At 70.0% G+C, this 22,555-nt stretch carries 18 protein-coding genes; 14 read left to right on the top strand and 4 right to left on the bottom strand.

Features of this window, described 5'->3' with window-relative positions; translation table 11 throughout:
• Positions 1–38 precede the first annotated feature (38 nt).
• From ACERLL_RS07585 to ACERLL_RS07540, 10 genes are all read left to right on the top strand, one after another.
• Complete coding sequence (locus tag ACERLL_RS07585) at positions 39–617, top strand: ANTAR domain-containing response regulator (protein ID WP_373655466.1); 579 nt, start codon at positions 39–41, stop codon at positions 615–617.
• Between the two features lie 30 nt (positions 618–647).
• The gene (locus ACERLL_RS07580) at positions 648–1,937 is read left to right on the top strand and encodes a CmpA/NrtA family ABC transporter substrate-binding protein (RefSeq protein ID WP_373655465.1); all 1,290 of its coding nucleotides are present in this window, start codon (positions 648–650) and stop codon (positions 1,935–1,937) included.
• A 274-nt stretch (positions 1,938–2,211) separates the two neighbouring features.
• The gene (locus tag ACERLL_RS07575; RefSeq protein WP_373655464.1) at positions 2,212–3,741 is read left to right on the top strand and encodes a methyl-accepting chemotaxis protein; all 1,530 of its coding nucleotides are present in this window, start codon (positions 2,212–2,214) and stop codon (positions 3,739–3,741) included.
• A gap of 365 nt (positions 3,742–4,106) precedes the next feature.
• The gene (locus tag ACERLL_RS07570; RefSeq protein WP_373655463.1) at positions 4,107–5,435 is read left to right on the top strand and encodes an MFS transporter; all 1,329 of its coding nucleotides are present in this window, start codon (positions 4,107–4,109) and stop codon (positions 5,433–5,435) included.
• A gap of 2 nt (positions 5,436–5,437) precedes the next feature.
• Positions 5,438–5,587, top strand: coding sequence for a hypothetical protein (locus ACERLL_RS07565; RefSeq protein WP_373655462.1), 150 nt, complete (start codon positions 5,438–5,440; stop codon positions 5,585–5,587).
• Positions 5,588–5,650: 63 nt separating this feature from the next.
• The gene (nirB, locus tag ACERLL_RS07560; protein ID WP_373655461.1) at positions 5,651–8,089 is read left to right on the top strand and encodes a nitrite reductase large subunit NirB; all 2,439 of its coding nucleotides are present in this window, start codon (positions 5,651–5,653) and stop codon (positions 8,087–8,089) included.
• Positions 8,090–8,111: 22 nt separating this feature from the next.
• The gene (gene nirD / locus ACERLL_RS07555) at positions 8,112–8,474 is read left to right on the top strand and encodes a nitrite reductase small subunit NirD (RefSeq protein ID WP_373655460.1); all 363 of its coding nucleotides are present in this window, start codon (positions 8,112–8,114) and stop codon (positions 8,472–8,474) included.
• Positions 8,471–11,134: a nitrate reductase gene (locus tag ACERLL_RS07550; RefSeq protein ID WP_373655459.1), complete on the top strand. Its 2,664-nt coding sequence runs from the start codon at positions 8,471–8,473 to the stop codon at positions 11,132–11,134. The genes nirD and ACERLL_RS07550 overlap by 4 nt, the downstream gene beginning before the upstream one ends.
• A gap of 29 nt (positions 11,135–11,163) precedes the next feature.
• Positions 11,164–12,624 carry a siroheme synthase CysG gene (gene cysG, locus ACERLL_RS07545; RefSeq protein WP_373655518.1) on the top strand — a complete coding sequence of 487 codons (1,461 nt, stop codon included), beginning with the start codon at positions 11,164–11,166 and terminating at the stop codon, positions 12,622–12,624.
• 10 nt (positions 12,625–12,634) lie between these two features.
• Positions 12,635–13,453, top strand: a complete 819-nt coding sequence (locus tag ACERLL_RS07540; RefSeq protein WP_373655458.1) for a uroporphyrinogen-III synthase — start codon at positions 12,635–12,637, stop codon at positions 13,451–13,453.
• Positions 13,454–13,582: 129 nt separating this feature from the next.
• On the opposite strand, the gene ACERLL_RS07535 is transcribed toward ACERLL_RS07540, so the two are convergent.
• The 3 genes from ACERLL_RS07535 to ACERLL_RS07525 all read right to left on the bottom strand — a co-directional run bounded on the left by ACERLL_RS07535 (position 13,583) and on the right by ACERLL_RS07525 (position 18,192).
• On the bottom strand, positions 13,583–14,446 hold the full coding sequence (locus tag ACERLL_RS07535) for a Crp/Fnr family transcriptional regulator (RefSeq protein ID WP_373655457.1): 864 nt from the start codon (positions 14,444–14,446) through the stop codon (positions 13,583–13,585).
• A gap of 47 nt (positions 14,447–14,493) precedes the next feature.
• Positions 14,494–16,848: a Tex family protein gene (locus ACERLL_RS07530; RefSeq protein WP_373655456.1), complete on the bottom strand. Its 2,355-nt coding sequence runs from the start codon at positions 16,846–16,848 to the stop codon at positions 14,494–14,496.
• A gap of 90 nt (positions 16,849–16,938) precedes the next feature.
• Positions 16,939–18,192: a sensor domain-containing diguanylate cyclase gene (locus ACERLL_RS07525; protein WP_373655455.1), complete on the bottom strand. Its 1,254-nt coding sequence runs from the start codon at positions 18,190–18,192 to the stop codon at positions 16,939–16,941.
• A gap of 301 nt (positions 18,193–18,493) precedes the next feature.
• Between ACERLL_RS07525 and ACERLL_RS07520 the strand changes: the two genes are divergently transcribed.
• From ACERLL_RS07520 to ACERLL_RS07510, 3 genes are all read left to right on the top strand, one after another.
• Positions 18,494–19,324 (top strand): M48 family metallopeptidase, encoded by an 831-nt coding sequence (locus ACERLL_RS07520; RefSeq protein ID WP_373655454.1) that lies wholly within the window; start codon positions 18,494–18,496, stop codon positions 19,322–19,324.
• Complete coding sequence (locus tag ACERLL_RS07515; protein WP_373655453.1) at positions 19,321–19,599, top strand: YkvA family protein; 279 nt, start codon at positions 19,321–19,323, stop codon at positions 19,597–19,599. Before ACERLL_RS07520 ends, ACERLL_RS07515 begins: the two co-directional genes overlap by 4 nt.
• A 66-nt stretch (positions 19,600–19,665) precedes the next feature.
• Complete coding sequence (locus ACERLL_RS07510; protein WP_373655452.1) at positions 19,666–20,154, top strand: hypothetical protein; 489 nt, start codon at positions 19,666–19,668, stop codon at positions 20,152–20,154.
• Between the two features lie 28 nt (positions 20,155–20,182).
• On the opposite strand, the gene ACERLL_RS07505 is transcribed toward ACERLL_RS07510, so the two are convergent.
• On the bottom strand, positions 20,183–21,904 hold the full coding sequence (locus ACERLL_RS07505) for a diguanylate cyclase domain-containing protein (protein WP_373655451.1): 1,722 nt from the start codon (positions 21,902–21,904) through the stop codon (positions 20,183–20,185).
• A gap of 247 nt (positions 21,905–22,151) precedes the next feature.
• Between ACERLL_RS07505 and trxA the strand changes: the two genes are divergently transcribed.
• A complete protein-coding gene (gene trxA, locus ACERLL_RS07500) occupies positions 22,152–22,532 on the top strand; it encodes a thioredoxin (RefSeq protein ID WP_373655450.1) in 381 nt (126 codons plus the stop codon).
• The last annotated feature ends 23 nt before the right edge of the window (positions 22,533–22,555 follow it).

Here is a 22,555-nt window from a genome sequence, read left to right as displayed (position 1 = left end):
TGGACGGACCGCGGGCAAGGAGCTCGGGAGATACCTTTATGAGCCTTCGGATCTTGCTGGTGGATGACGACCCGGAGCGGGCCGCCCAGGTGGAGCAGGGGCTGGCCGCCGCCGGCTATCGGCTGTTGGCTCGGCTTTCGAGCGGCACAGACCTGCGGACCCGCGTGGAGGAGCTGGGCCCGGACGTGGTGATCATCGATATGGAGCTCCCGGACCGGGACACCCTGGAGCACATGCAGGCCCTCCGGGAGGACCATCCCCGCCCGGTGGTGATGTTCGCCGAGGAAGGCGGCGGGGATACCATCCGGTCGGCCATCCAGGCAGGGGTCAGTGCCTACGTGGTCGACGGCCTGCGGCCGGAGCGCATTCAGCCCGTGATCGAGGTGGCCATCGAACGCTTCCGGGAGCATCAGGCCCTGAGCGCCGAGCTGGAGGCCACCCGAAACAAGCTGGCCGGCCGCAAGGAAGTGGATCGGGCCAAGGGACTGCTGATGGACAAGCGCGCCCTCAGCGAGGAAATGGCCTACAAGACCCTGCGGAAAATGGCCATGGACCGGGGCCGTCCCCTGGAGGAGGTGGCCCGGGACCTGCTGGCCATGGCCGATCTGCTCGATTGAGGACGCCGTCCGCGCACTGGAGAGAGACCAATGAACCGCCCCACCATCGAGAAGTCCACCCTGCGGCTGGGCTTCATCCCGCTCACCGACTGCGCCGTGCTGGTCATGGCCAAGGAGCTGGGCTTCTTCGCCCGGAACGGCCTGGACGTCACCCTGGTTCGGGAGGCCTCCTGGGCCAACATCCGCGACAAGGTGGCCCTCGGCGCCCTGGATGGTGCGCACATGCTCGCTACCATGCCGCTGGCGGCCACCTCCGGGGTGAGTGCCGTGAACCGGCCCATGGTGACGGCCTTCGGCATGGGGCTGGGCGGCAACGGCATCACCCTGTCCAATGCCCTCCACGAGCGGATGCGCGCCTTGGCGCCGCGGGAGGAGGCCGACTCGCCGCTCGGCAGCGCCCGGGCGCTCAAGCGGGTCATCGAGGCCGACCGGCGGCAGGGCAATCCGCCCCTGACCTTCGCCCACGTGTTCCCCGCCTCCACCCACAACTACGAGCTGCGCTACTGGCTCGCGGCGGGCGGCATCGATCCCGACCGGGACGTGCGGCTCACCGTGGTGCCGCCGCCGCAGATGGTCTCCGCCCTGGGGCACGGCGGCATCGCCGGCTACTGCGTCGGCGAGCCCTGGAACACCCGCGCGGCGGAAACGGGCCTGGGGCGCATGGTGGCCACCAGCTACGACCTGTGGAACAACAGCCCGGAAAAGGTGCTGGGCATCACCCGGGAGTGGGCGGGCCGCCATCCGCGCACCCACCAGGCGCTGCTGCGGGCCCTGCTGGAGGCGGCGCGCTGGCTGGACGACCCCGATCACCGTCGGGAGGCGGCCGGCATCCTGTCGGACGGCGCCTACGTCGGTGCCCCACGCACGGCCATCGAGCGGGGGCTATCCGGGCGCATGCAGATGGCCGGGGGCGAGCGGCTGCTCCGGGATTTCTTCGTCTTTCACCGCTACGCAGCCAATTTCCCGTGGCGAAGCCACGCGTCCTGGTTCCTGGCGCAGATGATCCGGTGGGGCGACCTGCCGCGCGCCCAGGACGTGGCGGCCACCGCCGCGGCGGTCTACAAGCCCGGGCTTTACCGGCGCGTGGCCGCCGAGCTGGGGGTTCCCTACCCCACGGTGGACCGCAAGGGAGAGGGCTTCCACTGCGCGCCCTGGACCCTGCGGGCGGCCTCCCAGCCCATCCCCATGGGCCCGGACTGCTTCCTGGACGGCGCCCGCTTCTATCCGGTCCTCGCCCGCTCCGGCACCTGCCAGTCGGATAGCAGGGAGGAGGCGGCCGGAGCCGATACCCGGCTGAGCGAGCCGCGGCGCGCACCGTGACCATACGATACGGTCCCGGGAACGGGCGCCTTGAAGCGCCCGGGCGCTGATTCGTAGAGGCCCCGCCTCCGGCACGGGTCTTGAATGGGAAAGCGGGGGGCTCCGGACTCCCCGGCGGTCCAATGGCGGGCCGGCACGAACGAGAAGCGCGGACCAGGGTGGGTCCGCACACGGGCAACGGCGCCCGTCCCCACGTCCCTGTCGGGCGTGGGGACGGGCGTTTTTTTGTCCGCCCCCGTCCCCCCAACCGTTTCGAACAAGCAAGGGAAGTACAGTGCGTTTCCGGCTATCCGTTTTCTTTCAGCGCTCTCTCCGGCTCCTCGGCGTCAAGAAAGTGGAGCACCAGTACCTGTTCGCCTTCGGGCTGATCTTCCTGCTGGCCGGAATGATCACCATCAACCTCTATCTGTCCATGGGGGCCAGCGCCAAGGCCATCAACATGGCCGGTAAGCAGCGCATGCTCTCGCAGCGCATGGCCAAGGAAGTGCTGCTGGCGAACCAGGGACTGCTGGCGCCCGCGGTGGCCCGCAAGACCATGCAGGCCTTCGAGGAGGCGCATCACGACCTATTGGAGGGCGACGAGGAGATCGGCCTCGCGCCCATCGAGGACCCGGCCACCCGGGCGCAGATGCGCAAGGTGGGAACCCTCTGGAGCGACTATCGGCAGGCCCTGACTGCCTTCCTGGCGGCGCCCGCCGATTCCAGTCTGGAGCGGGTGCGGGAGCTGTCGCCCCGGGTTCTCCGCAACCAGGACCGGGCAGTGGACATGCTGGAGGCCTCGGCCGCCGCCTCCAAGCGGCGCCAGCAGTATCTAGCGCTGGGCCTGACGGTGGCCATCCTGGTGGTGGTGGAGGTGGTCCGCTCCTTCGGGCTGACCCCGCTCATGGCCCAGCTCAACCAGCTTCGGGACCGCATGGAGTCGGTGCGCCGGGGCGATTTCACCCGGCCACTGGCGATTCAGTGGGCCGATGACGAAATGGGTCAGCTGTACTCTGCCTACAACAGCCTGCTGGAGAACCAGAGCCATACGGTGCTGGGCATTCAGGATCAGTCCGGCAGGCTGGCCGCCGCCAGCGAGGAGCTGGTATCCACCGCCGGGGGCATCCGGGACAACGCGCACGACGCGCGCTCCCAGGTGGATTATCTCCAGGGCTCCACCCGCGAGCTCAACCAGGTTGTCCAGGACGTGGCCGGCAATATCGGTGCGGTATCCGACGCCACCTCGCGCTCCACGGAGCGCACCCAGGAGGGCATGGAAGCGGTGAGCAACGCCGCCGAGCGCATCACCGCTCTCAAGGATTCCTCCCGGCGGGTGGACGAGATCATCGAGGCTATCCAGGCCATCGCCAAGAAGACCGACCTGTTGGCGCTGAACGCCGCCATCGAGGCGGCCAACGCCGGCGAGCAGGGCAAGGGCTTCGCGGTGGTGGCGGACGAGGTGCGCCAGCTGGCGGAGCAGACCGCCCATGCCACCGGGCAGGTGAACGGGATCGTGGGCGAGCTGCGCGAGCACTCGGAGGCCTCGGTAACCGCCATGACCGATGTGCGCGACAAGATGGGCGAGGTCCTGGAGCGGATCGAGGAGACGGATCGTACCGCCGGCCAGATCGCCGCGGCCACCGAGGAGCTGGCGGCTACCATGGCCGAGAACACCGGCAACATGGACGACATCGCCGGCAATGTGGACCACGTGGCGGAGAGCGTGACCCAGATCGAAAGTGCGGCACAGCAGCTGGAGGAGCTGGCGCAGGGGCTGCAGGGGGCGCTCGGCCAGTACCGGGTCCAGGAGCTCGGGCGGGGCTGAGCCACGGGTGCACCAGCCCGGGGCAAGCGCGCCGATCGGGGCCCGGCGTTGGTGCAGGCGCGGCGCTCGATCCCGTCGGAAGCCCCGGCTTCCGGGAGAATGGGTTTGGCATGCCGGTTGCTAATTTACTGAGGAATCCCTTTGGAGCCGGCAACGGTGTCGGTTCCAGCCGCGGACCCGGCTCCGCGGTGGGATGGCCGGTCCAAAGGCGGACCGGGATCCGCATTACAGCGACGGGCCAGTGACGGCCCGTACCCGGGCAACGGCGCCCGTTCGCATTCCCGAGCTTGGGCATGCGGGCGGGCGTTTTTTATGGGCATTCGCTAGTGCGGCCATTCCGGGCCGCCTTTGAGGAGGAAAGCCAAATGGGCAGGACCCACAAGGTCGAGCAGCTGGTGATCGCCACTGTCGGCTTCTTCTGGTGCTTCTTGATGTGGTTCTCCACCGCGGCGTTCAGTCCGAGCATCGCCGAGGAGTTCGATCTGACCTTGGCCCAGCTCGGCCTGCTGGCCAGCTCCGCCATCTGGCTGGCCCCGGTGGGGCGCATCATCGCCGGCTGGGCCTCGGACCGTTACGGGGCGCCGCGGGTGTTCGCGGTCATTCTTATCGGAGCGGGGCTGGTGAGCATCCATTCCGCCTTCGTCACCGACTACACCCTGCTGTTCATCGAGCGGCTGATCGTGGCCGTCGCCGGGGTGTCCTTCGTGGTGGGCATCCAGCACGTGGCCCAGTGGTTCGACGAGCACGAGATCGGTACCGCCGAGGGGCTCTATGCCGGAACCGGGAACGTGGGCGCCGGCATGGGGGCGCTGCTGCTGCCGCGTCTGTACGGCACCGAGTACGGGGACGCCTTCCTGCATCTGGGGGTGATCGCCCTGCTCATGGGGGTCTGGTACCTGTGGCGCGGCCGCGCCGCCCGCAGCACGGAGCGGGCCGCCGAGGCGCGCGCCTCCAGCGGCATGCGCGACACGGTGTATGTCTGGACCCGCTACCTCGCCATCGCGCTGATGCTCGCCTACGCCATGTCCTTCGGCCTGGAGATCGCCATGAACGCCTGGCTGCCGGGCTATTACGCCGAGGGCTTCAAGGAGGCCATCGCGGGCCTGGGCTTCGAGGGCGCGGCGCAGGTGCAGATCGCCGCCGGGACCTTCGCGGCGGTGCAGTCCTTCAACGCCAGCCTGTTCCGGCCCTTCTCGGGCTACATGTCCGACCTTTGGCAGCGCAAGGGCTGGACGCCCTTCCCGGTGCTCGCCAAGGGCCTGCCCTACAGCCCGCGCATCCACTGGCTGGCGCTGGCCCTGATCCTGATCACCCTTTCCATGGCGCTGCTCACCGCGGCGGGACTCTCCGGCTCCCTGGTGGGGTCGGTGGTGGCGCTGGTGGCCTTCGGCATCTTCGTGAGCTTCGGCACCGGCGGCACCTTCGCCCTGGTCCCGCTGCTGTTCCCGGAGCGTCCCGGCGTGGCGGCCGGCTTCATCGGCGGCGTCTCCACCGCGGGCGGCATCGTCTACCCGCTGGTGTTCGGCTCTAGCGGCAACATCCACATGGGATACCTGCTGGTGGCGCTCTGGATGTTCGTGCCCTTCCTCGCCTTCTACTTCTGGGCCGCCCGCTATGAGCGCCACCCCGAGGAGCACGGCCTGTTCGACAGCCGGCTGATCCCGCGCAAGCCCGCAACCGCCAAGGAAGGGTGACCATGACTGCGCAGAAGGAAATGAGTGAAAACCCCTGGTTCAAATACGGCGTGGCGTTCCTCTACCTGGAGATGGCGGTGGCCATCGCGGTGAGCGCCTACTCCCTGTTCATGGCCTTCAGCGGCATCGGGGGCTTCCCCGGCAAGCATTAGGCAATCGGTCCGGCCGGGGCGCCAGCGCCCCGGCCCCCCTGAGGAAACCCAGAGGAAGAAATCATGCGTGAACGACTGGTCCTGGTGGGCAACGGCATGGCCGGGGTGCGGACCCTGGAGGAGCTGCTCAAGCTCGCCCCCGACCGTTACGACATAACCGTGTTCGGGGCCGAGCCCCATCCCAACTACAACCGCATCCTGCTGTCGCCGGTGCTCTCCGGAGAGAAGACCCCGGAGGAGATCGTCCTCAATGGGCGGGACTGGTACGAGAGCCACGGCATCACCCTGCACACCGGTGCTCCGGTGACCACCCTGGACCGGGCCCGGCGCCGGGTGGTGGCCGCCGACGGCACCGAGGCGGGCTACGACCGGCTGCTGCTGGCCACCGGCTCACGACCGGTGCGGCTCCCCATCCCGGGCTCGGACCTGGACGGGGTGGTGACCTTCCGCGACATCGCCGACGTGGAGTCCATGGTGGCGGCCAGCGCCAAGGGACGCCGGGCGGCGGTCATCGGCGGCGGCCTGCTCGGCCTGGAGGCGGCCCACGGGCTGCGCGAGCGGGGCATGGAGGTGACCGTGGTCCACCTCGCCGACCACCTCATGGAGCGCCAGCTCGACGCCGAGGCGGGGGGCATGCTCCAGCAGTCCATGGCAGAGCGCGGCATCGCCTTCGAGCTCTCCGCCAAGACCGAGGCCGTACTCGGCGAGGAGGCGGTAAGCGGGATCCGGCTCGCCGACGGCCGGACGCTGGAAGCGGACCTGGTGGTGATGGCCGCCGGCATCCAGCCCGAGAAGTCCCTGGCCGAGGCCTCCGGCCTGCACTGCGAGCGCGGCGTGGTGGTGGGCGATACCATGCAGACCTTCGACCCGCGGGTCTACGCCGTGGGGGAGTGCGTCCAGCACCGCGGCGCCACCTACGGACTGGTGGCACCGCTGTTCGAGCAGGCCAAGGTGGCGGCCAATCACCTGGCGGAGCTCGGCAGTGGTCGCTACGAGGGCTCCGTCACCTCCACCAAGCTCAAGGTTTCCGGCATCGACCTGTTCTCCGCCGGTGACTTCGAGGGGGACGAGGACACCGAGTCCATGGTGCTGCACGACGCGGCGAGCGGCATCTACAAGAAGCTGGTGGTCCGGGACAACCGCATCGAGGGCGCCGTGCTGTTCGGCGACACCATCGACGGCTCCTGGTACTTCGAGCTCCTGCGCGACGGCACCGACATCAGCGACATGCGCGACCAGCTGCTGTTCGGCCAGGCGCACGTGGGCGACGCCGGCCACGGCGAGGGCGGCCGGGTGGCGGTCATGGCGGACGAGACCGAGATCTGCGGCTGCAACGGCGTCTGCAAGGGCGACATCACCAAGGCCATCACCGAGAAGGGCCTGTTCACCCTCGACGAGGTGCGCGCCCACACCAAGGCGTCCGCCTCCTGCGGCTCCTGCACCGGGCTGGTGGAGTCGCTGCTGGCCTTCACGGTGGGCGAGGGCTACGACGAGACACCGCGCAAGAAGGCCGTTTGCGGATGCACGGATTACAGCCACGACGAGGTACGGGCGGCCATCCGCGACCACGCCCTCAAGTCCATTCCCGAGGTCATGCATTTCCTCGAATGGAAAAACGAGGACGGATGCACCAAATGCCGGCCGGCGCTCAACTACTACCTGCTTTGCGAATGGCCCGGGGAGTACGCCGACGACCCCGCCTCGCGCTTCATCAACGAGCGGGCCCACGCCAACATCCAGAAGGACGGCACCTACTCGGTGGTTCCCCGCATCTGGGGCGGCGTGACGAGCCCCGCCGAGCTGCGCGCCATCGCCGAGGTGGCGGAGAAATACGAGGTGCCCACGGTGAAGTTCACCGGCGGACAGCGCATCGACCTGCTCGGCGTCACCAAGGAGGACCTGCCGCACGTCTGGGCGGACCTCAACGCCGCCGGCTTCGTCTCCGGCCACGCCTACGGCAAGGCGGTGCGTACGGTGAAGACCTGCGTGGGACAGGAGTGGTGCCGCTTCGGCGTGCAGGACTCCACCAACCTGGGAATAGAGCTGGAGCACATGGCCTGGGGCGCCTGGACCCCGCACAAGGTGAAGCTGGCGGTCTCCGGCTGCCCGCGCAACTGCGCCGAATCCACCATCAAGGACCTGGGCGTGGTGGCGGTGGAGTCCGGCTGGGAGCTGCACGTGGCCGGCAACGGCGGCACCAAGGTGCGCGCCGCGGACTTCCTGACCCGCGTGGACACGGCGGAGGAGGTGAAGGAGTACACCGCCGCCTTCCTGCAGCTCTACCGCGAGCAAGCGCACTACCTGGAGCGTACCGCCCACTGGGTGGAGCGGGTGGGCCTGGCCGCCGTCCGCGAGCGGGTGGTGGACGACGCGGAGACGCGCCGGGCGCTCGCCGACCGGTTCGCCCATTCCCAGGGCTACGCCCAGAACGATCCCTGGCGGGCGCACGCCGAGAGCGGCGACCAGCGTTCGTACATCCCCATCAAGGAAGTGACGGCCTGAGGCCGTCCCCGAGGAGCCGACCATGAGCGAGAGTCAATGGATGGAGATCGGGGCCCTGGCGGATATTCCGCCCCGGGGCGCCCGGGTGGTCCGCACCGAGCTGGGGGACATCGCCGTCTTCCGCGCCGCCGACGACGCCGTGTTCGCCCTGGACGACCGCTGCCCCCACCAGGGCGGCCCGCTCTCCCAGGGCATGGTCCTCGGCCATCGCGTTGCCTGTCCGCTGCACAACTGGCAAATCGAGCTGGGCAGCGGCGAGGCGGTGGCCCCGGACGAGGGCTGCACGCGCAGGCACCCGGTGCGCGTCGAGGACGGCCGGGTTTACCTGGCGCCCGATACGGGCGGTGCCGCCGAGGCCGCGCGCTCGGTGGAGACGGAGTCGTGAGCGAACAGAGGGAGGCGGGCCCGGTGCGCACCACCTGCCCCTACTGCGGGGTGGGCTGCGGCGTGCGCGCCGCCGGCGGGCCCGAGGGCGCGGCGGTGCAGGGCGACCGGCGGCATCCCGCCAATGCGGGCCGCCTGTGCTCCAAGGGCGCGGCCCTGGCCGACACCCTGGATGACCGCGGCCGCCTGCTGCGGCCGGTGGTGGCCGGCCAGGAGACGGACTGGGATACGGCCCTGGATGCGGTCGCCGACGGACTGCGCACGGTGATCGACCGGCACGGGCCCGAAGCGGTGGCCCTCTACTGCTCCGGCCAGCTCCTCACCGAGGACTACTACGTGGCCAACAAGCTGGTGAAGGGCTACCTGGGCACCGCCAACATCGACACCAACAGCCGCCTGTGCATGGCCTCCGCGGTAGCCGGGCACAAGCGGGCCTTCGGGGCGGACGCGGTGCCGGGCGCCTACGCCGACGCGGAGGAGGCCGATCTGGTGGTGCTGGCGGGCTCCAACGCCGCCTGGACCCATCCTGTCTGGTTCCAGCGCCTGCAGGCCGCCAGGAAGGCGAATCCCGCCATGCAGGTGGTGGTCATCGACCCCCGCCGGACGGCTACCTGCGAGCTGGCCGACCGCCACCTGGCCCTTGCACCCGGCACCGACGCGGTGCTCTGGAACGGCCTGCTCGTCCATCCGGCCGAGAGCGACGCTTTCGAAGCGGATTTCCTGCGCGGGCACACCGGAGGCGTGGAGGAAGCCCTGCGGGCCGCCCGCGCCTCCGCTCCTTCCATCAGCGCCGTGGCCGAGGCCTGCGGGCTGAGCGCCGCGGAGGTGGCCGCCTTCTACGCCGCCTTCGCCGCCAACGAGCGGACGGTCACGGCCTTCTCCCAGGGGGTCAACCAGTCCGAGCGGGGCACCGACCAGGTGAGCGCCATCCTTAACGTGCATCTGGCCACCGGACGCATCGGCCGGCCCGGGGCGGGACCCTTCTCGCTCACCGGGCAGCCCAACGCCATGGGCGGGCGCGAGGTGGGCGGCCTCGCCAATCAGCTCGCCGCCCACATGGAGCTCACGCCGGATGCCGTGGACCGTCTGGCCCGCTTCTGGGAAACCGAGGCGGTGGCGGATGAGCCGGGCCCCAAGGCGGTGGAGCTGTTCGACCGAATCGCGGAGGGCCGTATCAAGGCGGTCTGGATCATGGCCACCAATCCCGCCGTGAGCCTGCCGGACGCCGACCGGGTGCGGGCGGCGCTGGGCGATTGCGAGCTGGTGGTGGTCTCCGATTGCGTGGCGCGCACCGACACCACCGCAACGGCGGACATCCTGCTGCCCGCGGCCGCCTGGGGGGAGAAGGACGGCACGGTGACCAATTCGGAGCGCTGCATCTCGCGGCAGCGGCCCTTCCGGGCGCCGCCCGGCGAGGCGCGGCCGGACTGGTGGATCATGTCCCGGGTTGCGCGTCGTCTGGGGTTCGGCCGGGGCTTCCCCTACGAGTCCCCCGCCGCCGTCTTCCGCGAGCACGCGGCCCTCTCGGGCTTCGAGAACCACGGCGCGCGGCCCTTCGACATCAGCGCCCTGGCGGGGCTTTCCGACGCCGAGTACGACGCCCTGGAGCCCGTGCAGTGGCCGGTTAACGCCGCCAATCCGCGCGGCACCGCCCGGCTGTTCAGCGACGGCGTGTTCGCCACGGCCGACGGCCGGGCACGGCTCGTCCCCGTGGAGGCGGAGCGCCCGGCGGGCGCCGGATCGGACGGCTCGCTGGTGCTCAACACCGGCCGCGTCCGCGACCAGTGGCACACCATGACCCGGACGGGGGATGTGGCGCGGCTTTCCGAGCACAGTCCCGAGCCCTACGCTGCGCTCCACCCGGAAGACGCGGCGGCGCTGGGGCTCGCCGATGGTGCCCTGGCGCGGCTCGCCAACGACCGGGGCGAGGTGCTGGCGCGGGTCCGGGTGGACGTCGGCCAACGGCCGGGCTCGGTGTTCGTGCCCTTCCACTGGAGCGGGCCGTTCGCCGCCCGGGGACGCGTGGACGCCCTCGTGGCGCCCCGCCTCGACGCAGTATCCGGACAGCCCGCCTCCAAGCACGCAACTGTGCTTCCGGAGCCCTTTGCCGCGGCCTGGGAAGGGCTCCTGCTGTCGCGGCGCCCCGTGGAGCTCGACGGCGTTCCCTACTGGGCCGCCGCGCGGCGGATCGCCTGCTGGGACTACCGGCTGGCCGGCGGCGAGGCCCCGGCGGACTGGGCCGCCTGGCGGCGGGAGCGGCTGGGCGCGCAGGGTGACTGGCTGGAGCTGCGGGATCCCGGCGCGGGCCGCTATCGCGCCGCCTGCTTGGTGGACGGCCGGCTGGAGGCGGTCCTGTTCGCGGGTCCCGGCGCCCAGGCTGCCGACCGTGCCTGGCTGAGCGGCCTGTTCGAGCAGGCATGGCTGGATCCCGGCCAGCGCAATGCCCTCCTGGCCGGGCGCCTGGAGGAGGGTGCCGGCACGGGGCCGGCGGTCTGCGCCTGCTTCGGGGTGGACGCCGCGCAGATCCGGGAGGCGGTGTGCTCCGGCGCGGTGGACGCGGAAGCCGTGGGCGAGCGGCTCGGCGCCGGCACCAATTGCGGCTCCTGCCTCGCCGAGGTGCGGGAGCTGGTTCGAACGAGTCTGGCGGAGGAGACGGCATGAGCGGTGACAATCCTTCCGAAACCGGCGGTCTGGCCTATCTGCCCCTGTTCCACGACCTGCACCGGCGCCCCTGCCTGGTGGTGGGCGGCGGGACCGTGGCGGCCCGCAAGGTGGCCCTGCTGCGGCGGGCGGGCGCCCGGATCACGGTGGTGGCTCCGGAGATCGACGCCGAGCTGGCCGAATTGGCGGCGGACGGGACCATCGCCCATCGGGCCCGGCCTTTCCGGGAGACCGATGCGTGCGGCAAGGTGCTGGTGGTGGCGGCCACCGGCGATCCGGCGGTAAACCGGACCGTTGGCGCCACCGGGCGCACCCTGGGCATCCCCGTGAACGCCGTGGACGATCCGGAGGCGGGCACTGCCATCATGCCCGCGCTGGTGGATCGCTCGCCCCTTGTGGTGGCCATCTCCTCCGGGGGCGCCGCCCCGGTGCTGGCGCGCCAGATCCGGGCGCGCCTGGAAGCTTGGCTCCCGGATACCCTCGGGCGGCTGGCCGCCCTGGCGGCCGGCTATCGGGACCGGGTCAAGGCGGTCCTGCCGGACCTGGACCAGCGGCGCCGGTTCTGGGAGCGCGTCCTGGACGGACCCATCGGGCGCGCGGTGCTGGCGGGCCGCGAGTCCGCCGCCCGCGCCGCCTTGGAGGCCGACCTCTCGGAGGGCGGGTCGGAGGGCGACGAGCCTGGGGAGGTCTACCTCGTGGGCGCGGGACCGGGCGATCCGGATCTGCTGACCCTGAAGGCGGCGCGGCTGATGCAGGAATGCGACGTGGTCCTGCACGACCGGCTGGTCCCCGAGGCGGTGCTGGAGCGGGTCCGGCGCGACGCCGAGCGGATTCCCGTGGGCAAGGCGCCGGGCTGCCATACCATGTCGCAGGCGGAGATCAGCGAGCGCCTGGTGGTGGAGGCGCGACGGGGCAGGCGGGTCCTGCGCCTGAAGGGGGGCGACCCCTTCGTCTTCGGCCGCGGCGGCGAGGAGCTGGAGGCCCTGGCGGACGCCGGCGTCGCCTATCAGGTGGTGCCCGGCGTAACCGCCGCCACCGGCTGCGCGGCCTACGCCGGAATCCCGCTGACCCATCGCGCTCACGCCGATACCTGCCTGCTGGCCACCGGCTACTCCTGCCGCGAGGATGCCGAGCCGGACTGGTCCGCCCTGGCCGGCGACGGCCGCACGGCGGTCTTCTACATGGGGCTCCGCCGGCTGGAGAACATCCGCGAGCGGCTGCTGGCGCACGGGCGCGCCCCGGGAACGCCCGCCGCGGTGATCGTCGCGGGCACCACCCCCGGTCAGACCGTTCGCGTGGGGACCCTCGGGGATCTCCCGGAACTGTCCGAAGGGTTGCGGAGCGCCTCCCCGGCCCTGATTATCGTGGGAGAGGTGGCGGCGCTCCGGAAGCGCCTCGCCTGGTTCGATACGCGACCGGGCTTCGCCGCGGAGGCTGGAACCGGTTCCGCCGCCGGCCCGCCGCGCAAGGCGGTCGCCATTACCGGTTAGGGAAGGGGTTATGGAAGCCAAGCTGGCGGGGCGCGTCATCGTGCTGCCCGAGAGCCGGGAGCTGGACCTGATGGCGCGCATGGTGGAGGAGCGGGGGGCGCGCACCCACCGCTGCCCGCTGATCAGCATTCACGATCATCCGGACCAGGCCGCCGTGGAAGCCTGGATCCGACGCTTCATCGGCGCGGAGATGGATCTGGTGATCCTCTTCACGGGGGAGGGCGTATACCGACTGTTGGCGGCGGCGGAGCGCCACGGCCTGCACGACGACTTCGTCACGCAGCTGGGACGGACCCCCACCCTGACCCGGGGACCCAAGCCCGCCCGGGGCCTCCGGGAGCTGGGCATCACGCCCGCCCATTCCGCGGAGCAGCCCACCACCAGCGGGGTCATCGCCACCCTGGAGCAGATGGACCTCTACGGCTGCCAGGTGGGTGTGCAGCTCTACGGCACGGAGCCCAATAAGCCCCTCATGGACTTCCTGGAAGAGGTTGGAGCGGTCGCCGACCCCGTGGCTCCCTACGTGTACGCTTCCGACAGCGAGACCCGGGAAGTGGAGGACCTGGTGCGCCGGCTGGGCGGCGGCGAGCTGGACGCCATCGCCTTCACCAGCCGCTCGCAGGTGCGGCGGCTGTTCGACATCGCGCACCGCATGGAGGCGGAGGAGGAGCTGCAGCGGGCCCTGCGCGGCATGTCGGTGGCCGCGGTGGGGCCCATCGTCTCCCGGGAGCTCGAGGAGCGCGGAGTCCGGGTGGACATCCTCCCCGAGGAGAGCTACTTCATGAAGCCGCTGGTGCGCGCCATGGAGAGCCATCTGGGAGCCGGCTGAGGCCGCCCCGAGGACAGCGAGCTCGGGCGGCTCCCGGTGGGACCGGCTGCGGCCCGTTCCGGTGCCGGGTCTGTGACTGAGCGAGGAGCAGCAGCCCGACCGGGGCCTCCCGGCCGGCGTCGTGGGGTCTCAATCGGGTCCGGTGGCTTTGGGGTCGAGCTGGTCATCGAAGAAGCGCACCAGCTCGGGCTGGAGCTGCCCTTCATAAAGCAGCCGGAAGATCTCCCGGGGCTCGCTGCCCATCCGCTCGGCGAACTCGTAGACGTCCCGGGAGTCCCGGTGGAGCGGGGGCTCCACCGGCCCGTTGGGCCAGTCGGCCACCAGCTTCTCGGCTTGTTCCAGGAAGTGTCCGTGGGCGGGGAAACGGATCAGCCGTTCCCAGCGGTGGCGCCCGGTGCGCTCGGGGGCGATCTCGATGAGCCCTTCCTCCTGGAGGTGGTCCAGGGCCTGCCGCAGCTCCGCCGCCGACAGCCCCGTGGCCGCCTTGGCCCGTTCCAGGAAGGCCTTCATGTTGACGCCCGGAATCTCTTCCGGGGTGTCCGATTTCTCCTCCACGGCCCGGGCGTGCCGCATCAGGTCCAGGACATGGGCGGCGCGGCGAACGTCCTCCGCCCGGGAGCGGGCCTCGATGCGCTCAGTGGTGGTCTGGAGACGCTCCAGGAAGTGCTCCAGGAGCCGCTTCAGCAGTGGATGGGCCTCCTCCATGGCGGCCTTCAGCCACTTGCGGTCGATTTCCACCAGCTCGCTGTCGGCATCGGCCACGGCGGTGGCGGTACGCGGCGCCTCGGCGATGACGGCGATCTCGCCGAACACTGCCCCGGGGCCGAGGCTGTCCAGCACCACCTCCGTGCCCTCCATCTCCCTGGAGAGCACGATGCAGCCGCTCTTTACCAGAAAGGCGCGGCGGCCCCGGTCCCCTTCGCGGAAAACCGTCTCTCCCGCCTGAAAGGTGCTGGTGTTGTAGGACACGGGCGCTCCCCCGGAATTGCTCATGCAAACAGTCTGCTAAGCGTGGTGAACATGCGCCCCCAGAGGGGCGCCTAGTCCTTGTCCTCGCGGGCCCTCCGAAAGGCTTCGGCCAGAGCACCCTGGGGCTCGGATTGCGGCTTCTCCTTGCCGGCCTTGCCCTTCGGGTTCTTGCCGCCGCCCTTGGACTTTCCCTGGTCCTGTCCGGGACCCTGTTTGCCCTTCTTCCCGGTTGGCTGCCCCTCGCCGGCCTCGGTCTGCATCTTCATGGACAGGCCGATGCGGCGGCGCTCCGTATCCACTTCCAGGACCCGGACCTTGACCACGGCCCCGGGCTTGGCTACCTCGCGGGGATCGGAAACGTAGCGGTCGGCCATCTGCGAGATGTGGACCAGGCCGTCCTGGTGGACGCCCACGTCCACGAAGGCGCCGAAGTTGGTGACGTTGGTGACCACGCCCTCCAGGATCATGTCCGGCTCCAGGTCCTCCAGCTTCTCCACGCCCTCGCGGAAGCTGGCGGTCTCGAATTCGGGACGGGGATCGCGGCCGGGCTTGTCCAGCTCGGCGAGGATGTCGGTCACCGTGGGCACGCCGAAGCGGTCGTCGGTGTAGGCCTCGGGCCGCAGGGATTTGAGCAGCCTGGAATCACCCAGCACCTGATCGATGCGGCGGCCGGCGTCCTCCAGGATGCGCTGCACCACCGGGTAGGCCTCGGGATGGACCGCCGAGGCGTCCAGCGGGTTGTCGCCGTCCTGGATGCGCAGGAAGCCGGCTGCCTGCTCGAAGGTCTTGTCGCCGAGGCGCGGCACCGCCTTCAGGTCCTCGCGGGAGCGGAAGGCGCCGTGCTCGTTGCGATACTCAACCAGGCGCTGGGCGAGGTTGGCGTTCAGCCCGGAGACCCGGGTTAGCAAGGGCGCGGAGGCGGTGTTGGCGTCCACGCCCACGGCGTTCACGCAGTCTTCCACCACGGCGTCCAGGGTGCGCGCCAAGCGGCTCTGGGAAACGTCGTGCTGGTACTGGCCCACGCCGATGGAGCCGGGATCGATCTTCACCAGCTCCGCCAGCGGGTCCTGCAGGCGGCGGGCGATGGACACGGCGCCGCGCAGGGAGACGTCCAGCTCCGGAAGCTCCTTGGAGGCCTGCTCGGAGGCGGAGTAGACCGAGGCGCCCGCCTCGGAGACCACCACCTTCTGCAGGCCCAGCTCGGGATGCGCCTTGAGCAGGTCCACGGCCAGGCGGTCGGTCTCGCGGCTGGCGGTGCCGTTGCCGATGGCCACCAGGGCGGCGTCGTGCTTCTTCGCCAGATCGGCGAGCGCCGCGATGGACTGGTCCCACTGCTTCTTGGGCTCGTGCGGGTAGATGGTGGCGGTGTCCACCACCTTGCCGGTGGCGTCCACCACGGCCACCTTGCAGCCGGTGCGCAGGCCCGGGTCGATGCCGATCACCGGGCGGGTGCCGGCGGGCGCGGCCAGCAGCAGGTCGTGAAGGTTGCCGCCGAATACCCGGATGGCCTCCTCCTCGGCGCGCTCCCGCAGGCGGGTGGTGAGCTCGGTCTCCAGCTTGGTGAGCACCTTCACCCGCCAGGTGTAGCGCACCACCTCGGCCAGCCAGGCATCCGCGGCCCGCCCCGAATCCCGGATGCCGAAGCGGGCGGCGATGTGGCTCTCGCCGGGGCCGTAGGCGCGGGGGTTCTCCGGCTCCTCCTCGCCGACGATCAGGTCGAGCTTGAGCACGCCCTCCTTGCGGCCGCGGAACAGGGCCAGGGCGCGATGGGAGGGGATGTCCTTGATGGGCTCGCGGTAGTCGAAGTAGTCGGAGAACTTGGCTCCCGCCTGGCGCTGCTCCTCCACCACCGCCGAGCGCAGCACGCCGTGCTCCCAGGCGTACTCGCGCAGCTCGCCCACCAGCTCGGGGTCCTCGGCCCATTCCTCCATGAGGATGGCGCGGGCGCCCTCCAGGGCCGCCTTGACGTCGCTTACCTCGTGCTCGGGATTGAGGTATTCCGCCGCCAGGGTCTCGGGGTCCTGGGTGGGATCCTCGTACAGGGTCCGGGCCAGTGGCTCCAGGCCGGCCTCGATGGCCTTCTGCCCCTTGGTGCGGCGTTTGGGCTTGTACGGGGCGTAGAGGTCCTCGAGGCGGGTCTTGGTGTCGGCGGCCGCGATCTGTGCGGCCAGCTCGTCGGTGAGCTTGCCCTGCTCGCGGATGGTGTCGATCACCGTCTGGCGGCGATCCTCCAGCTCCCGCAGGTAGCCGAGCCGCTCCTCGAGGGTGCGAAGCTGGCTGTCGTCGAGGCCCTCGGTGGCCTCCTTGCGATAGCGGGCGATGAAGGGAACCGTGGCGCCCTCGTCCAGGAGGCGGACGGCGGCCGTTATCTGTGATTCCCGGACGCCGAGCTCCTCGGCGATGCGTTGGCTGATGTTCTGCGGCATGATCCCTCGTTTCCGCTGGGTTACGGCCGATGACTTGTCGCGGCTATTGTACGGGCGGCGGCCATGCCGGGCCAGGAGGCGGCAATCCGCTCACACGCTGCTGACCCGGTTGCGGCCGGCCTCCTTGGCCGCGTACAGGGCGGAGTCCGCCCGTTTGATCAGCCGCTTCTTGGTATCGCCCTCCCGGAGGGTGGCCACCCCCAGGCTCAGGGTGACGGAGCCCACCTCCGGGTCCTCGTGCCCGGCGACGGCGGTTCGCATCCGCTCGGCGAGCTCCTCCGCGCCCTCAAGGCCGGTGTGCGGAGCCAGGATAAGGAACTCCTCCCCGCCCCAGCGGATGGCGGTATCCGAGTCCCTGAGCTGGCTCCGCAAGGCCCCGGCCACCCAGGACAGGATCCGGTCCCCCGCGTCGTGGCCGTGGCGGTCGTTGACGGCCTTGAAATGGTCCACATCCGCCATGATGACGCTGAACGCCTCGGCGTACCGCTCGGTGCGGTTCCATTGCCGGTCGAGGAGCTGCTCGCCATGGCTGCGGTTCGGCAGGCCGGTGAGGAGGTCCGTGGTGGCCATCTCCTCCAGCGCCTGCTCCATCTTTACCCGCTCGGTGATGTCCTTGCCGGTGGCCACGTAATGGGTGACCTCGCCGCGCTCGTCGCGCACCGGAGTGATGGTCTGCTCCATATGGAACCGGGTCCCATCGCGCGACCGGTCGGTGAAGGTGGCCTGGAAGGTTCCCCCGTCCTGTATGGTTTCCCACAGGCGGCGGTAGAACTCGGGACCGTGCTCGCCGGACTTGAGGATGCTGGGCTGCTGCCCCCGGATATCCTTCAGGGGATAGCCCGTTTGCCTGACGAAGGCCTGGTTCACGTAGGTTATGGCGCCGCTGCGGTCGGTAATGAGGACGTTGTCCGCGTTGGCGTCCAGGGCCGTCGCCAGTAGGCGCCGTTCCCGCTCGGCCATGACCTGGTCGGTGATGTCCCGCTGGACCGAGACGAAGTTGCGGATTTCCCCGGCTTCGTCGCGGATGGGGGAAATGTTCCATTCCACCCAGTAGCTGGAGCCGTCCTTGCGGTAGTTGATTGTGGTGCCCTGGAAGCTCTGGCCGTTCCAGAGGCGGTCGCGGAGCCGCTGGATCACCGAATGGTCCGTTTCCGGGCCCTGGAGGATGCGGGGCGTGCGGCCGTACACCTCCTCGGTGGTATAGCCCGTCATCCGGGTGAAGGCGGTGTTCACGTAGAGGATCTGAGGCCCGGGGAGCTCCAGCTGGGCAGTGGTTATGACCACAGGGTTGAAGGATTGCTCCACCGCCGCCTCGAGCAGCTGAGTGCGCCGATTGTTGTCCATGGGTGGCTCGCCTCCGGGCCGGGGCCGGCCCCTCGGGAGGAGGAGCCCGGCCGGATACCCTAGAGCCCCGGAACGGGCGAGGCAAGCGGCCGGTCCGCGCTCCGGACTCCTCAGGCCGCTGGGAAAGGTAACGGATTGCTGCAACGGGACACGAAGCGGGCGCGTACGTAAATATTAGAGATGGGCCGTCTCGCCGTAAGCCGCCTTGACGGCCCCGGAGCGAGCGGTCCTTGTGGGAGGGTGGGGCGCAATCGGATCGGGCCCGGCGTATCCGGCGCCGCGGCCGGGAAGGGAGACGGAAATGACAGCACGGGTGTTGGCGCGGAGCTGGCTGGGGGCCCTGCTTGCCGCGCTGGTTATCGCCGGCTGCTATACGGTCCCCGAGACGGGCCGGCAGTCCCTGATGCTGGTGCCGCAGGCCCAGATGGTGGACATGGGGATCCGGAGCTTCCGGCAGATCAAGGAAGAGGAGCCGGTATCCGACGATCCCCGGGCCCGGCGCCGGGTGGAGGAGGTGGGGAGCCGCATCGCCCGGGTAACCGCCGAGGATACCCGGGTGCCGCCCGAGGAATGGCAGTTCGTCGCCTTCGCCAACGAACAGAAGAACGCCTTCGCCCTTCCCGGCGGCCGGGTGGGGGCCTACGAGGGCATCCTGGAGGTGGCGAAGAACGATGCGCAGCTGGCCACCGTCATGGGCCACGAGGTGGCCCACGTTGCCGCCCGGCACGGGGGCGAGCGCATGTCCGAGCTGCTCCTGGTGCAGATGGGCGGCATCGCCCTGGCCACGGCCTTGAACGAAAAGCCCGCCCGGACCCAGCAGCTGTTCCTGGCCGCCTACGGGCTGGGCGCGCAGGTGGGCATCCTGCTGCCGCACAGCCGCCAGCAGGAGCTGGAGGCGGACCGCATCGGACTGATGTACATGGCGCGGGCCGGCTACGATCCACGTGCCGCCGTGGACTTCTGGCAGCGCATGGACGAGTCCACGGAGAACGGCGGGCCGCCCGTCTTCCTCTCCACCCATCCGCCGCACGGCAAGCGCATCGAGCGGCTGAAGAAATGGATGCCCGAGGCCATGGAGGAATACCGCGCCGCGCGGGCGCGGCGCGGGGCGAACCGGAACGCCGGACGGTGAGGGGGCTGCGCGTCTGGAAGGCGCGTTTCCGGCGGGAGCTCGGGGTCTACCGCCGGGTGCTGGGCCACCCGGGCACGCCGCGCGCCGCCCGTTGGCTGCTCGGCTTGGCGGTGGGCTATGCCCTGTCGCCGGTGGATCTCATCCCCGACTGGATACCGCTGCTCGGACAGCTTGACGACCTGGTGCTGGTGCCCCTGCTCGTCTGGCTTGCCCTGCGCCGCGTTCCGGGGGAGGTGCTGGCGGAATGCCGGCGCGAGGCCGAGGCGGAGCTTTGACCGTGAAAGTTGCTTATGGAATGATTCTTTTCCGTCTTTCCAGCCGCCGCACGGAAGGGAATCGCCATGGTACGGCAGGGTTGCCCGATTGCCACGCGCTTCATGGTCCTCGGCCTGCTGCTGGGTGTTATGGCCGGTCCGCCGGCCGCCGCGGAAGAGCCGCGGGCGGTGGTCAAGGATCTGTCCCCCAAGCTGGACCGGCTCCTCCGCCGCGAGATGCAGGCCATCCTGGGCGCCATGCAGACCATCTTCGGGGCCATCGTTACCGGGGACCATGGGCTCGTGGCCGAAAAGGCGCGTGCTATCCACGCCAGCTTCATCCTCAAACAGTCCCTTACTCCCTCCGACCGCCAGGACCTGGTGGCAGCCGTACCCGACCGCTTCTTGAAGCTGGACAAGCGGTTCCACAGTGCCGCCGCCGAGCTGGCGCGGGCCGCCGAGGCACGGGACACGGGCCGGCAGCTCCGCGTGCTCGGGCGCATGAGCCGGGCCTGCGTCACCTGCCACGGGGACTACGTAGCGGGCCGTTTCCCGGGGCTCCAAATGAGCCGCTGAGGCCCTCGCCGCAGCTTCCCGGGGGCGTCTAGCGGGTGGGGTCCAGGGACGGCTCGTAGAAATGGTAGCTGTTCCGCCCCCGGGACTTGCTGCGGTACATGGCCGCGTCGGCGTTGCGCACCAGGGTCTCGGCGTCGGTGCTGTCGTCGGGATAGAGGCTGATGCCGATGCTGCCGCTGACGGCCAGCTTGGAATCCGCAAGCACCATGGGGTCGTGGAAGGTGGCCAGGATACGCCGGGCCACCCGGGCGGCCTGCTCCGGACCCTCCAGCTCGGTGGCCAGGATGATGAACTCGTCCCCGCCCATGCGGGCGATGGTGTCGTCCTCGCGCACGCAGCCCCGAAGCCGCTCGGCGATGGTCACCAGGAGTCGGTCTCCGGCGGCATGGCCGAGCCGGTCGTTCACCGGCTTGAAATGGTCCAGATCCAGGAACAGAACCGCCATGCGCGATCCCTGGCGATGGCCGTGGGCGATGGCCATGCTCAGGCGGTCCTGGAATAGCCGGCGGTTGGGCAGCTCGGTGAGGGGATCGTAGTAGGCCTGGTTCCGGATGCGCTCCTCGTTCTCCTTGAGCTGGGTGATGTCGCTGAAGATGCCGGCGTAATTGGAAACTTCGCCGTCCTCACCGGGTATGGCCGTGATGGTGAGCAGCTCCGGATAGACCTCGCCGTTCTTGCGTCGGTTCCAGATCTCCCCCTGCCAGCCTCCCGTATCCCGCAGCTTGTCCCACATGGCGCGATAGAAGGCCTCGTCGTGGTATCCCGAGCTCAGGATCCCGGGGGTGCGCCCGAGGACTTCTTCCTCCGTGTAACCGGTGAGGTGCGTGAATGCGGGGTTTACCGACTCTATGCGTCCCCCGGCGTCGGTGATCATGATTCCCTCCAGGGAGGTCTCGATCACCTGCTCCGCCAGGCGCAGGTGATGGCGGGAGGCGGATAGCGCGGTGTCGCGCTCCTTCAGGGCGTTGCTCAGCTCCTCCACGTACATGTGCTCCACGTTGGAGAGGATGTCGTCGAAGCTGATGAGCCCCACGGGCCCGCCGTCGGCGTCGGTTACGCCCAGATGGCGGTGGCCGTTGTCCACCATCAGGTTGCGGGCGTGGAGAAGGGTATAGTCGCGGGGCACGGTGAGGAGCGGCTGACTGGCGGCCTCCCCGGCGTCCGCGACCGCCCGCGCCTCGCCCAGGATGCGCACCACGTCGCGCTCGGTGAGGATGCCCAGGGTGCCGTCTTCCCCGCGTACCAGGGCGGCCTCGTGGCCGTGCTCGTTCATGACGGCGGCCGCCTGGTCCAGGGGCCGGTCGCCGGGGAGGATCAGCGGGGCGCCCAGGATCGCCGAGTCCACCTCCCGCAGATGGAGATACCACTCCATCCCCTGGTTCAGCACCACGTCGGTCTGGGTGACCACGCCGCACGGGCTTCCGTCTTCCGTCACGACCAGGAGATGGCGGACGCCTTCCTCCTTGAAGCGCACCGCAACGTCACCGAGGGTGGCCCGATGCTCCACGGTCTTGAGGGGGGCGGCCATGAATTCGGCGATGGGCCGGCGCCATTCCCCGGTGGCGGCCAGATCGATTCCCAGGGCGTCCCGCTCGGTCCAGATTCCCTGCGGCTCCCCGTCCGCCATGATGACGATGGAGCTGCATCCGGCCTCGGTCATGCGTCGGGCCGCGTCGGAAAGCGGGACGTCCGGCGGGCAATGGAGGATTTCCGGGTTCATAACCCGTGCAATGGGGATCTCTGCGGTCACCATGGGCTCCGGAAGGGCTGCCGGTATTGCAGCGGGGATGATGTGCTCCGGCGGCGTGCCGTGCAAGGCGGAAACCGCGTGGCGGGTGCGGAGGCGTCATGGGGTGCAGGGGATCATCAGGGTTACAGCGCCCGGCATACATGCGAAGATCATTGGTTACGTCGCCGCGTGCGTCGGCCGGTCCCCATTCTCCCGGATGGGGACCGGCGGGCGCCCGCCCGCTTCCGGCCAACCATAGGAGCTCAAAGTGGCAACGGTCGACCTAACCAAGGACAATTTCGAGTCCACGGTCATGGACAACGACATGGTATTCGTGGATTTCTGGGCTTCCTGGTGCGAGCCCTGCAAGAGCTTCGCCCCCATCTACGAGGAGGTATCCGAGGATTATCCGGATATCGTGTTCGGCAAGGTGGATACCGAGAACCAGCAGGAGCTCGCCGGGCATTTCGGGATCCGCTCCATACCGACCCTGATGCTGTTCCGGGAGCAGGTGATCATCTTCCAGGAGTCCGGGGTCCTGCCCCGCGAGGGCCTGGAGAGCATCATCCAGCAGGCCCGGGATCTCGATATGGACCAGGTGCGCAAGGATATCGAGGAGCAGCAGAGCCAGCAGGGCGGCAAAGGATAGCCTTCCCGTTCCGGCCGAGCCCG

Origin of the sequence: Thiohalorhabdus sp. Cl-TMA (assembly GCF_041821045.1) — a bacterium.
Taxonomy (GTDB): Bacteria; Pseudomonadota; Gammaproteobacteria; order Thiohalorhabdales; family Thiohalorhabdaceae; genus Thiohalorhabdus; species Thiohalorhabdus methylotropha.
Note: the sequence above shows the minus strand (reverse complement) of the source record. Positions and strands in the feature narration are given on the sequence as shown.